At 70.1% G+C, this 13,085-nt stretch carries 13 protein-coding genes; 7 read left to right on the forward strand and 6 right to left on the reverse strand.

The window, feature by feature from the left end:
* Positions 1-95 precede the first annotated feature (95 nt).
* Positions 96-986 (reverse strand): hypothetical protein, encoded by an 891-nt coding sequence (locus tag EIZ45_RS01030; protein WP_134661650.1) that lies wholly within the window; start codon positions 984-986, stop codon positions 96-98.
* A 43-nt stretch (positions 987-1,029) separates the two neighbouring features.
* Here EIZ45_RS01030 and EIZ45_RS01035 point away from each other — a divergent pair, with 43 nt between their 5' ends.
* From EIZ45_RS01035 to EIZ45_RS01065, 6 genes are all read left to right on the forward strand, one after another.
* Positions 1,030-1,530, forward strand: a complete 501-nt coding sequence (locus EIZ45_RS01035; RefSeq protein WP_134661649.1) for a DinB family protein — start codon at positions 1,030-1,032, stop codon at positions 1,528-1,530.
* 15 nt (positions 1,531-1,545) lie between these two features.
* Entirely contained in the window at positions 1,546-2,256 is a 711-nt protein-coding gene (locus tag EIZ45_RS01040; RefSeq protein ID WP_134661648.1) for an MBL fold metallo-hydrolase, read from the forward strand.
* Positions 2,257-2,647: 391 nt separating this feature from the next.
* Entirely contained in the window at positions 2,648-3,460 is an 813-nt protein-coding gene (locus EIZ45_RS01050) for an ABC transporter permease (RefSeq protein ID WP_134661647.1), read from the forward strand.
* Positions 3,445-4,149, forward strand: coding sequence for an ABC transporter ATP-binding protein (locus tag EIZ45_RS01055; RefSeq protein WP_134661646.1), 705 nt, complete (start codon positions 3,445-3,447; stop codon positions 4,147-4,149). The genes EIZ45_RS01050 and EIZ45_RS01055 overlap by 16 nt, the downstream gene beginning before the upstream one ends.
* Entirely contained in the window at positions 4,136-5,146 is a 1,011-nt protein-coding gene (locus EIZ45_RS01060; protein WP_167756312.1) for an ABC transporter substrate-binding protein, read from the forward strand. Before EIZ45_RS01055 ends, EIZ45_RS01060 begins: the two co-directional genes overlap by 14 nt.
* On the forward strand, positions 5,143-6,300 hold the full coding sequence (locus EIZ45_RS01065; RefSeq protein WP_134661645.1) for an LLM class flavin-dependent oxidoreductase: 1,158 nt from the start codon (positions 5,143-5,145) through the stop codon (positions 6,298-6,300). Before EIZ45_RS01060 ends, EIZ45_RS01065 begins: the two co-directional genes overlap by 4 nt.
* A 25-nt stretch (positions 6,301-6,325) precedes the next feature.
* Here EIZ45_RS01065 and EIZ45_RS01070 read toward each other — a convergent pair whose 3' ends face one another.
* The 3 genes from EIZ45_RS01070 to EIZ45_RS46385 all read right to left on the reverse strand — a co-directional run bounded on the left by EIZ45_RS01070 (position 6,326) and on the right by EIZ45_RS46385 (position 9,401).
* Positions 6,326-6,991, reverse strand: a complete 666-nt coding sequence (locus EIZ45_RS01070; RefSeq protein ID WP_167756313.1) for a GntR family transcriptional regulator — start codon at positions 6,989-6,991, stop codon at positions 6,326-6,328.
* 60 nt (positions 6,992-7,051) lie between these two features.
* A complete protein-coding gene (locus tag EIZ45_RS01075; RefSeq protein ID WP_134661643.1) occupies positions 7,052-8,314 on the reverse strand; it encodes an alpha-hydroxy acid oxidase in 1,263 nt (420 codons plus the stop codon).
* A 136-nt stretch (positions 8,315-8,450) separates the two neighbouring features.
* Positions 8,451-9,401, reverse strand: a complete 951-nt coding sequence (locus EIZ45_RS46385) for a helix-turn-helix transcriptional regulator (protein ID WP_205669774.1) — start codon at positions 9,399-9,401, stop codon at positions 8,451-8,453.
* Between the two features lie 153 nt (positions 9,402-9,554).
* Here EIZ45_RS46385 and EIZ45_RS01085 point away from each other — a divergent pair, with 153 nt between their 5' ends.
* The gene (locus tag EIZ45_RS01085) at positions 9,555-11,000 is read left to right on the forward strand and encodes an amidase (protein WP_134661642.1); all 1,446 of its coding nucleotides are present in this window, start codon (positions 9,555-9,557) and stop codon (positions 10,998-11,000) included.
* Here EIZ45_RS01085 and EIZ45_RS01090 read toward each other — a convergent pair.
* Positions 10,978-11,826 carry an alpha/beta hydrolase gene (locus EIZ45_RS01090; RefSeq protein WP_134661641.1) on the reverse strand — a complete coding sequence of 283 codons (849 nt, stop codon included), beginning with the start codon at positions 11,824-11,826 and terminating at the stop codon, positions 10,978-10,980. The two genes, EIZ45_RS01085 and EIZ45_RS01090, sit on opposite strands and share 23 nt — an antisense overlap.
* On the reverse strand, positions 11,823-13,040 hold the full coding sequence (locus tag EIZ45_RS01095; RefSeq protein WP_134661640.1) for an amidohydrolase family protein: 1,218 nt from the start codon (positions 13,038-13,040) through the stop codon (positions 11,823-11,825). Before EIZ45_RS01095 ends, EIZ45_RS01090 begins: the two co-directional genes overlap by 4 nt.
* Positions 13,041-13,085 lie beyond the last annotated feature (45 nt).

Below are 13,085 nucleotides of genomic sequence, written 5' to 3' on the forward strand. Positions count from 1 at the left end.
TTCGTGCGGACGAGGCCGGTCGGGTCGCCGGTTCCTCCCTTTCGTCCGCTGGAGAAGGCTAGCCTAACCTTTCACCAAGACCGTGTCGGGCGGCGTCATCGGCGGACGTCGCGTCCCGCGGGCTCTGCTTCCGGCGGCTGGTCTCCGACGGAGGCGACGGCCGGTTCGGGCTCGCCGAAGCGGGCCAGGGCCAGCGCGGCGGCCACGGCGAGGACGAAGCCGATCAGTGCGACCACGGCGAACCCGGGCCGGGTCCGGTCGCCCAGCAGCAGGACGCCGATCAGCGACGGCATGACCGTTTCGCCGAGCACCATCATCGCGGTGGCGGTGGTGACGCTGCCGCGTTGCAGTGCGGTGGCGAAGAACAGCATGGCCAGCGCGCCCGCCACCGCGACGACGTACAGCGCGGGGTCGCGCAGCAGGTCCAGCGGCGCGAGGCTCTGGATGACCCGGCCCGCCACCGCGACCAGTCCGAAGCACAGCCCGGCGACCAGCCCGAGCCCAGCGGTGCGTACGCGGTCGCCCGCGCGCCCGACAAGGAGACCGGCGATCCCGAGAACCACGGCGGCACCGGCGAGCGTCAGGCGGAAACCGAGGCCGACCTCGCTGGAACCTTCGCTTTCCGCGGACGAACCGAGCAGCGCGAGCCCGGCGACCACGACGCCGACAGCGGTCCATTCCCGCGCTCCGAGCCGGACTCCGAACACCCGCACCGCGACGGCCGTCACCGCCAGGCTCGCGGCTTGCGTCGCCTGGACCAGAAACAGCGGCAGGACGTGCAGGGCAGCGATCTGCGCGACGAAGCCGACGCCGTCGAGCAGCAGTCCGACGACGAACTTCCACTGCTTCAGCACCCGGAGCAGCAACCGCGGGTCGACCCCGGCGCCGCCCTCGTCCGGCGCGGCCTTCGCGGCCACCGCCTGCATCACCGAAGCGACGCCGTAGGCCACCGCGGACAGCAGCGCGCACAGAAATCCCCACACCATGACGCCGAGCGTATTCCTCTCCGGCGCCAGTAGGGTCGGGGCCATGGCGGAGGCAGAACGCGTCTGGCCGGATCCGCTCGACGGCGACGAGATGACCGTGCAGACGCGGTTCCTCGACTTCCTCCGGGCGACCGCGGTGCAGAAGATCACCGGGCTGACCCGGGAGCAGGCGGCCGCGGCGCCGCTGCCGAGTTCGCCGCGCACCAGTGCGCTGGGCGTGCTCAAGCATCTGACCGCGGTCGAGCGGTGGTGGCTGGTGATCGAGGCGGGCGGCTCCGACGAGCCCTCGCTGTGGCCGGGCTCGCCGGATCCGAGCTGGGACTTGACGCCGGAAGACGACGTCACCGGGGTCGTCGCGGCTTACCGGGTGGAAAGGGAACGGGCTGCCGCAGCGCTGGCCGGGCTCGCGCCGGAGGACCGCACGCGCCGGTCGGGGGAGTTCACCGTCCGCTGGGTGCTGGCGCACGTCGTGCAGGAGACCGCGCGGCACGTCGGGCATCTCGACGCGCTGCGGGAACTGGCCGACGGCTCCGTGGGGGAGTGACGTTACGCTGCGGGCATGGCAGACCAGCTCTACTTCCGCCAGTTGCTCGCCGGCCGCGATTTCGCCGTCGGGGACCCCGTCGCGACCCAGATGGTGAATTTCGCTTACCTGATCGGGGACCGCGAATCGGGCGAGGCGGTGCTGGTGGACCCCGCGTACGCGGTGGGCGACCTGGTCGAGACGCTGGAGGCCGACGGGATGCGGCTGACCGGCGTGCTCGCGACGCATCACCACCCCGACCACGTCGGCGGCGACATGATGGGCTTCTCTCTGCCAGGGATCGCGGAACTGCTCGCGCTGCGGCCGGTGCCGATCCACGTCAACGCACAGGAAAGCGAGTGGGTGCGCCGGGTGACCGGCGTGTCGGACACCGACCTGCGCGCGCACGAGCACGACGACGTGGTGACGGTCGGCTCGATCGACATCCGGCTGCTCCACACGCCCGGGCACACGCCGGGCAGCCAGTGCTTCCTGGTCGGCGACCGGCTGGTCTCCGGCGACACGCTGTTCCTCGAAGGCTGCGGCCGGACCGACTTCCCCGGCGGCGACGCGGACGCGATTTTCCGCAGCCTGCAATGGCTGGCGACGCTGCCCGGCGACCCAGTGGTGTATCCGGGACACCAGTATTCGCCAGAGTCTTCGGCGTCGCTGTCTCGGGTGAAGAGCTCGAATTTCGTGTTCCGGCCCCGATCGCTCGAGGAATGGCGGATGATGTTCGGCGGCTGAGCCGGCCCGCCGCCGGTCCGGCTCGGTGGAGAGTGCTTGCTGTGCCTGGAAAATGTGCATGGTGATCTTGTACCCCACGGCACCGACAATTTCGTGACGCCCGCGCGCCGGTGTTCGGCAGCGGACCGGGAACCCTGTCCCGGATCCCGGGCACAAGGGTGCCCGTCCGGTGAACAAAACCCGTACACCGCGGCGCGGATTCCAGTGCGTGAGAGCCGTCCGGCCCGACGTTGACTTCACCCGTCCGGGGATCGAAGCTCGGGGACATGAAGCGCGGCGTCCTCCTCGTGTGCCGCCTGCACGTCGACCTCCGGCAGCAGGCGAGCGCGGTCTGTCCGACCCGCCGCTGAATTCCTTTCCCTGAACCGAAAACCCCACCCGGGAGAAATCCGTGTCGATTTCCACCACGGGCGTGCTGCCGCGCGCCGAAACGGCCGTGCCCAAGCGCGCGCCGCGGCGGCTGCCGTCGCTGCGCCGCTGGATCAGCCCGGTCGCGCTGGTCGCGGCGTGGCAGATCGCCAGCTCGACCGGCGCGTTGCCGCCCGACAAACTCAGCTCGCCCTGGACTGTCCTGCAAGCCGGGGTCGATGTCGCTCGCAGCGGCGAACTCGGCAGCGCCTTCGCGGTTTCGCTCGGCCGCGTCGGCGCGGGATTCGCGCTCGGGGCGCTCGCCGGACTGCTGCTCGGGGCCGTCGCGGGGTTGTCGCGCTGGGGCGAGGCATTGGTCGATCCGCCGGTGCAGATGCTGCGGACGTTGCCGTTCCTCGGGTTGATCCCGTTGTTCATCCTGTGGTTCGGGATCGGCGAAGAGACCAAGATCTTCCTGGTTGCGCTGGGCGTGGCGTTTCCGCTGTACTTGAATGTCCACTCGGGAATCCGCACCGCCGACCCGCAACTCGTGGAAGCCGCGCGGGCACTGGGATTCACCCGCGCCGAACGGCTGTGGCACGTCGTTCTGCCAGGGGCCTTGCCGCAGGCGCTGGTCGGGCTGCGGCAGTCGCTCGGGGTCGCGTGGCTGGCGCTGATCGTCGGCGAGACGGTCAACGCGGACGCCGGGATCGGTTATCTCATCAACAATGCCCGCGAATTCCTGCGCACCGACGTCGTGGTGGTCGGGCTCGTGGTCTACGCCGTGCTGGGCCTCGTCACCGACGCCCTCGTCCGGCTGCTCGAAAGGAGGGCCTTGCGATGGCGAGCCCGGTAGTCGAGGTCCGTGACCTCGCGAAGAAATTCGGCGACCGCACTGTCCTCAACAGACTGAACCTGGACATCGGCCGCGGCGAGTTCGTGGCATTGCTCGGGCGGAGCGGGTCCGGGAAGTCGACCCTGCTGAAGGTGCTGGCCGGGCTGGATCAGGAGATCGAGGGCACGGCCACCGTGGACGGCACGGTTTCCGTCGCGTTCCAGCAGCCGCGGTTGCTGCCGTGGCGCAAGGTCTGGCGCAACATCGTGCTCGGCCTGCGTCCGGACAACGACCGCGCGGTCGCGGAGAAAGCGCTGGCCGAGGTGCGGCTGGCGGAGCATGCCGACAAGTGGCCGCTCACGCTCTCCGGCGGTGAGGCGCAACGGGTTTCGCTCGCCCGGGCCTTGGTCCGCGAGCCGGATCTGCTGCTCCTGGACGAACCGTTCGGCGCGCTCGACGCGTTGACCCGGCTGGCGATGCACCGGCTCGTCGAAGACCTGTGGCGCACGCACGAGCCCGCCGTGCTGCTGGTGACCCACGACGTCGACGAAGCGCTCGTGCTCGCCGACCGGATTCTCGTCCTCGGCGAGGGCCACATCGTCGCCGAACACGTTCTCGGCCAGCCGCGTCCGCGGAAGGCCGCCGACCACGCCGAGGTGCGCAGCCGCGTCCTGGCCGATCTGGGAGTGACCGAAGGTGCACCTGCGTAACGTCCTGGCCGCAGCGCTTCTGCTGACCGGGCTCGCCGCCTGCTCGTCGTCCGCTTCGGACGGTCGCGCGCCGGTTCCCGCCGCGGTTTCGCCCGCGGAGCTGAAGAAGGTCACGCTGCGCGTCGGCGATCAGAAGGGCGGGGTGAAATCCCTGCTCACCGCGGCGAATCAGCTGACCGGCACGCCGTACCGGATCGAATGGTCCACGTTCACTTCCGGGCCGCCGTTGCTGGAGGCGGCTTCGGCGGGGGCGATCGACGTCGGCCGGGTGGGCAATACGCCGCCGATTTTCGCGGCCGCGTCGAAGGCGAAGATCTCCGTGGTGAGCGTGGCGAAGAGCAATGTGGAGCGGGAAACCATTCTGGTGCCGCCGGATTCGCCGCTGACGGATGTCGCTTCCCTGCGGGGCAAGACGGTCGGTGTCGCGAAGGGGAGTTCGGCGCACGGGCAGCTGCTCAACACGCTCAAGAAGGCTGGTCTCTCCACCAAGGACATCAAGATCTCGTTCCTGCAGCCGTCCGAGGCGTTCGCGGCGTTCACGCAGCACCAGATCGACGCGTGGGCGATCTGGGATCCCTACACCGCACAGGCCCAGATCGACGCGCACGCCCGCGTGCTCGCCGACGGCCGCGGCGCGTCCAACGGGCTCGCTTTCGAGACCGCCAGCACGACCGCGCTGGCCGATCCGGGCAAGAACTCGGCGATCAAGGATTTCGTGCAGCGCGTGGTGAAAGCCCAGCTCTGGTCCAATTCGCACCCCGACGAATGGGCGCGCGCGTGGGCGGCGGAGACCGGGTTGAAACCGGAGGTGGCGAAGAAGGCGGTCTCCGCCGGACGGGACCGGCCGATCCCGCTGGACGACGCCGTCGTCGCGTCCGAACAACAGCTCTCCGACGCGTTCACGAACGAGGGCACGCTGCCCGGGAAGGTCGACTTCGCGGCGTTCGTCGACCGCCGCTACGGGCCCGACATCGAGGCCGCGAGGAGGAACGGATGAGCCTGAAACTGCACTGGTTCCTGCCGACCACCGGGGACGGCCGGACGATCGTGGAACGCTTCCACGCCAGCAAGTCCCAGGGCCCCAGCGCGCAGCGACCGGCGGATCTGGACTACCTCGCGCAGGTCGCCCGCGCGGCCGAACAACTGGGTTTCGAGGGCGTGCTGACCCCGACCGGCACCTGGTGCGAGGACGCCTGGCTGACCACGGCCGCGCTGATCCGCGAGACGAGCAGGCTGAAGTTCCTGGTCGCGTTCCGGCCGGGCGTCATCTCGCCGACGCTCGCCGCGCAGATGGCCGGGACCTTCCAGCGGCTGTCCGGCGGCCGGGTCCTGCTGAACATCGTGACCGGCGGCGACGCGGTCGAACAGCGCCGGTTCGGCGACTGGCACGACCACGACGCCCGGTACGCCCGGACCGACGAGTTCTTGTCGATCGTGCGCGGCGTGTGGTCGGGCAAACCGTTCGACTTCGCCGGCGACCACCTGCGCGTCGAAGGAGCCACGACGCTCGCCGCACCGGATCCGGTGCCGCCGCTGTACTTCGGCGGTTCGTCGTCGGCGGCGCTCCCGGTCGCCGCGCGGCACGCCGACGTCTACCTGACCTGGGGCGAACCGCCCGCGCAGGTCGCGGAGAAGATCGGCAGGGTGCGGGAACTGGCTGAGCAGCAGCGGCGCACGGTCCGGTTCGGCGTCCGGCTGCACACGATCGCGCGCGACACGTCGGCGGAGGCTTGGGCGGAGGCGCAGAAGCTGCTGGACGCGTTGAGCCCGGAGCAGATCGCGAAGGCGCAGTCGCAGCTGGCGGCGAGCGAGTCGGTGGGGCAGCGGCGGATGGTCGCGCTGCACGGCGGCCGGGCCGGGACGACGGCACGGGGTCTGGAGATCCATCCGGCACTGTGGGCCGGGATCGGTCTGGTGCGCGGCGGCGCGGGGACGGCGCTCGTGGGGAGTCATGCGGAGATCGCGGACTTGATCGAGGAGTACCGCGAGGCCGGGGTCTCGGAGTTCGTGCTGTCCGGGTATCCGCATCTGGAGGAGGCGTACTGGTTCGGCGAGGGGGTGCGGCCGGAGCTGGCTCGGCGCGGGTTGGTGGACGAGGGACCGGTGGCGGTGCGGGCGGTGCCGGGGGAGCGGGCGGTGGCTGCTCTGTAGGGGAGCCGGGTCCCGGCAGGAACGCTCACGGCAGCAGGTGGGGCACCTCGTTCCGGCGGCGCAGCGCGAGGTGCATCATCGCGCGGCCGCCGAGTTCGAGGTCGTCCTCCAGGGCCTTCAGGGCGGTCTGGCCGCCGACGCGGAGCTGGTCGACGAGGTGCCGGTGCGTCGTCGCCAGGTGGGCCGCGGAGGACTCGGCGCGGATCGTCGCGAGCATGCAGTTCAGTTCGTTCTCGCAGGCCCGGTGCGCGGCGAGCACGCGAGGATTCCCGCTGGCCTTCACGATTTCCGTGTGGACCGCGCTGTGCGCCTCGATCACGTGCCGCCACGGTGTTTCGGCGGTCATCGCTTCGAGTCGCCGCACCGCCTCGTCGACTGCGTCGAAGTTCGCGTTCTGCAGCAGAGCCAGCCGGAGTGCGCCGAGTTCGAGGATGGAGCGGTACGAGCACATCGCGTCGATGCGTTCGGTCGTCACCGCGGGGACGACGATCCCCTTGTTGCGCTGGTGTTCGAGGAGGCCCTCGGACACCAGCGTCTGCAGGCCGGACCGCACCGAATGCCGTCCGGCGCCGAAGCGGGCGCTCAGCGATTCCTCGGTGAGCCGCGTCCCGGGTTCGAGGAGGCCGTCCAGGAGATCGTCGCGGAGTGCTTGCGCGATGCTTCCCGGCGTACTGCCCGCCTGTTCGCGCACTTCGCCACTCGTTTCAGCAGAACTTCCCACAGCGACTGCCGATCTTAGCCGAGCCCGCCGTCAAAGCCGGGCGGGCAGCCGCAGGGAGGCGTGTTCCGCCGCGATCTCGTCGGTGCGCTTGACACCGAGAAGCCGCAACGTCCTTACGTACTCGGCGCGGAGGATCTCGATCGCGCGCTCGACGCCTTGCTCTCCGGCCGCCATCAGGCCGTACAGGTAGGCCCGGCCGACCATCGCGGCCGACGCGCCCAGCGCCCGTGCGGCAACGAGGTCCGCCCCGGTCCGGACGCCGGTGTCGAGGATGACCTCGCAGTCGTCCCCGACGGCGTCCACGACGCGCGGCAGCAGTTCGAGCGGGGTCGGCGCGCGGTCGAGCTGGCGGCCGCCGTGGTTCGAGAGCACGAGGGCGTCGACGCCGGAAGCGGCCATCTCCTTGGCGTCCGCGACACTCTGAATCCCTTTGACGATCAGCTTTCCCGGCCACAGCCCGCGCAGCCACCGCAGGTCTTCGACGGTCAGCGACGGGTCGAACATCGTGCCGATCAGTTCCTCGACGGTGCCGTCGAAGTTGCTCAACGCGGCGAATTGCAACGGTTCCGTGGTCAGCAGGTTCATCCACCAGGACGGCCGGACCGCGATCCCGGCGAGGGTGCGGACGGTCAGCGTCGGCGGGATCGTCAGTCCATTCCGGACATCGCGCATCCGCGCCCCGCCGATCGGGGTGTCGACCGTGAGAACGAGCGCTTCGTACCCGGCCTGAGCTGCGCGTTCGACCAGCGCTTCGCTCGCGGCGCGGTCCTTCCAGAGATAGAGCTGGAACCATTGCCGCGCGGACGGTGCGCTGGCGCGGACGTCTTCGAGGTCGGTGGTGCCCATTGTCGAGAGCACGTACGGGATCCCGGCGCGGGCGGCCGCGCGGGAGACGGCGATCTCGCCCTCGTGGTGCATCATGCGGGTGAAACCGGTCGGTGCCAGCACAAGCGGCAGCGCGGACTGTCCACCGAGGACGGACGTCGCCGGGTCCACCTCGGTGACGTCCTGCAGCACGCGCGGATGCAACTCGACGTTTTCGAAGGCCCGCCGCGCCCGGCCGAGGCTGATTTCCTGCTCCGCCGCGCCGTCGACGTAGTCGAAAACCGGCCGCGGCGTGCGGCGGCGGGCGATGGTGCGCAGGTCGTCGATGGTGTGCGCGGTGGCGAGGCGGCGCTCGCGGACGTCGAACCGAGGCTGCCGGAACTTGAGCAGCGGCCGGATCTCCGACGGCCGGGGCAGCCGCCGCTTGATCGCCCGCCGGGGCAGGTGCTCGGGTTCGAACGTGGTCATCCGCTGCCTCCTGGCCGCCGGGTAATCGGTACACAATCGCGAGCCGGTGAACTTCGGGCTCCATCGGCGTTTGCGCGATTCGTGGGCAGGAGGAGTGAAACATGGCACCCTCGGGAGTGCAAGGATTGTGACACAATCAGCGGTGTGCGGCCTCCAGCGCGCCGAGCGTGTCGAGGTCGTGCTCGAGCGCGTGCCGGGCCAGCGCGGTCCGGTTCGGGCAGTCGAGCTTCACCAGCGAAGACTCGACGTGGCTGCGCACCGTCCGGACTGCGATCCCCAGTGCCGCCGAGATCCGCTCGTTCGACCATCCGCGCGCGACCAGCCCGACGACATCCAGTTCCCGCCCGGTCAACGGCGCGGGATCGGGCAGGCGGGAAATCCGCAGCAGCACTCCGTCCGGTCGGCGCGCCCGGGCGAGCACCTGCCACCAGACGCCGTCCGCGTCCCGATGGCGGAATCCGGTCCGCTCGCCCGTGGTGCATCGCGCGGCGAGCCGGGCCTCGTGCTCGCTCAGCGGCAGGCGCTCCATCGCAGCCGAGCGCACGTCGACCTTCGCCGGTGAGACGAGGAGGACGACGTCGGCCGCGGGATCGCCCGGTTCCGCGCCGGGGTCGGCCAGCGCGGCGAAATCATGAGACAGCATCGTGAGCGCGAGGACGGATCCGTCGTCCAACGGCCGATCGTGGAGGGAACTCAGCGCGACGAAGCTGCGCTCCGGACCGGAACCGGGCGAGAGCGGCAGTGTCACGCCTTCGCGGAAACCGTAGGGCTGGATGCCTTCCCGGTACGTCCTGGTCTCGTGGACCTCCGGGATGTCGACGAAGCGCAGCGGCAGGCCCAGCCGGGCGGCGCGCAGGTGGATCGGGCATTTCCAGCGGTAGGTCGTGGTCATATAGCCGAGCATGTCCGCGGGATAGCCGAGGTTGACCGTCGCGGTGCGCTGTTTGCTGCCGCTCACCAACGCGACGCAGGCGAAACCGAGTTTGTCCCGCACCGCGCGGAGCGGGGTTTCGACGGGCAGTTCGCCGCGGCCCGCCGCGCGCACTTCCCGGGCGAGCCGGGCCCACCACTGCACATCCGCGGTCATTTCCGCACCTCCGCTGCCGGACGGAGCATGAACGGCCGCCGCCGCGGATGTCAACGGGACGCACATCCGCGGCGGCGACGGAACGGCTTTTCGGCCGATGCCGCCGCCCGCGCCCGCTCGTAGCCTTCCGTTCCCCGGCTTAAGGAGACTTCGATGAACCTTGACGAATACGCCGCCCTCGACGCGACCGCGCTGGCCGCGGTCATCGCCTCCGGGGAGGTCACCGCCGAGGAGGTCGCGGCACTGGCGGTCGAAGCCATCGGCAAGGTGAACCCGGAGCTGAACGCGGTCGCCGACGGCCCGTTCGAGCGCCCGCTCGACTACTCGCGCGCCGGCCGGTTCGCCGGGGTCCCGTTCGCGATCAAGGATCTCGTGCTGCACGCTGCCGGAGTGCCGATGCGGATGGGCACGCGGATGCTCGGCCAAGGCATCGTGCCGCCGGCGGACACCCACCTGATGGAGCGCTTCCGCGCGGCGGGTCTGGCGACGCTGGCGGTCACGACTACGCCGGAGCTGGGGTTCAACGGCAATTCCGAAGCGCTGGCCTACGGTTCGACGCGCAATCCGTGGAACACCGGGCACAGCGCCGGCGGATCCAGTGGCGGTTCGGCGGCGCTGGTCGCGGCCGGGGCACTCCCGATCGCGCACGCCAATGACGGCGGCGGCTCGATCCGCGTACCGGCGGCCTGCAATGGCCTCGTCGGACTGAAGCCCAGCCGCGGCCGCGTGCCGACCGGCCCGGACTACGCCGATCCGTTGTACGGCATGGGAGTCGAATTCACGGTGTCGCGGACGGTCCGGGACACCGCCGCCCTGCTGGACGAGGTCGCTGTGAGCTATCCGGGCGACCCGTACGTCCTCGCCCCGCCCGCGCGCCCGTGGCTCGACGAGGTCGGCTCCGATCCCGGACGGCTGCGCATCGGCCTGCACACCGAATCCTGGGCGGGCAGCTACGTCGACCCGGAGGTGGCGCGCGCGGTCGAAGCCGTGGCCGAGGTGCTCGAAGCGGCGGGCCACCACGTCGAACGCGCGACGCCGGTCTTCGACTGGGAAGCGTTCCTGCACACGAATCACGTGCTGTGGTCCGGATTCCTGGCCGGTTCGGTCGCCGGGATCGAAGAGCTGACTGGGGTCGCGGCGAGTCCCGAGAATCTCGAACGCACCACGTGGGCGTGCGTCGAGTACGGCCGTTCGATCAGCGCGATGGAACTGACCGCGGCGTTGGGCGCGATGAACGCCGTTTCCCGGGAGGCAGGCCGGTTCTTCAGCGGATACGACCTGCTGCTGACCCCGACGATCACCACCCCGGCGCCGCCGCTGGGCCGTCTGGACGCGAACGCGGATCTCACTGCGGCCGAGTGGACGAAGCAGCTTTTCGACGTTTGCTCGTTCACGCCGTTGTTCAACTTGATCGGTGCTCCGGCGATCAGCCTCCCGCTGGGCGAGTCCTCGCAGGGGTTGCCGATCGGAGTGCAGTTGGGCGGGCCGGTGTGTTCGGAATCGTTGCTGCTGCGGGTCGCCGCGTTCCTGGAAGAGGCGATGCCGTGGGCGGCCCGGCGACCCGCAGTCCACGCCGCTACTGGGACCGGCACGTCCTGAGGTAGCTGAGGAACGACGCCTGCAACCCGGTCACGTGCGTTTCCCGCAAGACCTCGCTGGTGACGGCGGGCGACGTGACGCGGTGCAGGAACGTTGCCGCGTGTTTCGCAAGATTCTGGTAGACGGCCAGGTCCCCGAAAAGCTCCCGGTCGTTGACGGTCACGTGCAGCTTGGCGGCGGGCCGCCGGTCGCCAAGCTCGCGGAGTTGGGCGAAAACCTGACTGTCTTCACCGATAACGCCGGGGCTGCCCGCTCCGACGCTCTCGAAGAGCGGGCAGCCGCTGAGCCAGGCGTAGAGGCTGAAAAGTCCGCCGTAGGAGTAGCCGAAGAGGCCGTGACCGCTCTCGGCCGTGCCGTAGTCACGTTCGATGCGCGGGTGGAGTTCTTCGGCGAGGAAGGCCAGGAACGCGTCGGCGCGGGTGTCGCGCAGTTCGGCGAGGTAGGCGTCGGCCTCTTCGCGGGTCATCCGGCCCGTGCTGACGCCCATCTCCACGGCATCCACGAATTCCGGGGCGACGGGTTCGCCGGGCGGCACGAGGTCGCGGTTGCGCAGCCGCGCCCAATGTTGCGCGTCCTCGCCCGCGTAGCCGACGCTGACCTGCAGGTACGGCTGGATCTGCTGCATGGGATCCGCCTGCGTGACGATCAGCGGGGCGGTCTGGCCCACGGCCCAGTTGCCGTCGAGCACGTAGACGGCCGGTGCCCGCGTCGTGGCGGGGTCGTAGCCCGGCGGCGTGGTGACCCAGACGCCGTAGTCGTACCCGCTGCTGGAACGCATTTCGAAGTATTCGGTGTCGGCGAAGCAGCCGTGCCACAGGGTGCTCATCGGAGGTCCTTCACTACGCGTCCGGCCTGGACGACGACGATCGCGTTGGCCGGGTCGGAGAAAAGCTGCGGATTCTCGAGCGGGTTTCCGTTCCAGAGCACGAAATCCGCCTGGAAGCCGGGAGCGATGACTCCTACTTCGCCGGCGAGGCCGAGGATCTCGGCGTTGGTTTTCGTGGCTGCCACGAGCGAATCCATCGGCGTCTCCAGACCGGCTCGCAAGGCGAGTTCTTCGCCTCGGTGGTGCTGGGCCGGCCCGATGAGGTCAGACCCCAGCCCGATCCGCAGCCCGGCCTTCTTGGCGACGGCGAGCGCCTCGGCCATCCGCTCGCGAACGCCCAGCACTCGCTCGCGGATCGACTCGTTCAGGCCAGTGCTCGCAGTGTCTCGAAGCAGTTGTTCGACGACGGCGAACGTGGGCACGAGGGCAACGTCGTGCGCGGCCATCAAGGCGGCCGTCGGCTCGTCGATGTCGGTGCCGTGTTCGACGCAGCGCACCCCGGCCTCGACGGCGTTCCGGATGCCTTCGTTGTTGTGCGCGTGAACCGTCACGTAGGTGCCGCGCGCGGCGGCTTCTTGAACCGCGACAGCGATTTCTTCGCTAGTGAACTGGGTGTCGGTCAGCTGGTCATGCGAGCTGACCACCCCGCCGGTCACGCAAAGCTTCAAGAAAGAGGCTCCGCGACGGAAGGCCTCGCGCACGTTGCTGCGCAGCTCGTTCGCGTTGCCAGACTGCATCGACAGGGCGCACAGGCCTGGGATGTGATGGTCGCTCCACCGTTCGGTCGGCTCCCATTCGGCTCCGTAGTAGCCGTGGCCGCCGGTCTGGCATTGAACCGGTCCGCACGACAGCACGCGCGGCCCCCGGACCTTCCCCTTGGCGATCGTGGTGACGACGCCGCCGTCGATGCCGCCGGTGTCCCGGACCGTCGTGAACCCGGCGTCGAGCGCCGCGCCGGCCGTGGCGAAGATGTCCGCCGCGAGCTCGGCGGTACTGAGCCGAAACGCGAACTGCGGTTCGATCGGGCTCGACAGCCCCAGGTGGACGTGCGCGTCGATCAGGCCGGGCGTCATCGTCAGCCCGTCGGCAGCGAAGCGCTCGCCGGACGCGTCGGACTCCGCGATCACCCCGTCTTCGACCGTGACCGTGACCTCGGCGGGATCTCGCCCCGACCCGTCGACGACCGTCGCGCCGACTACCTGAAACCGTCCCACGAGCTGTCCCTCCGCCGTTGCACCGTTCTTTTCCAATGGATAAAC

This window comes from Amycolatopsis sp. CFH S0740 (assembly GCF_004522315.1).
GTDB lineage: Bacteria > Actinomycetota > Actinomycetes > Mycobacteriales > Pseudonocardiaceae > Amycolatopsis > Amycolatopsis nivea.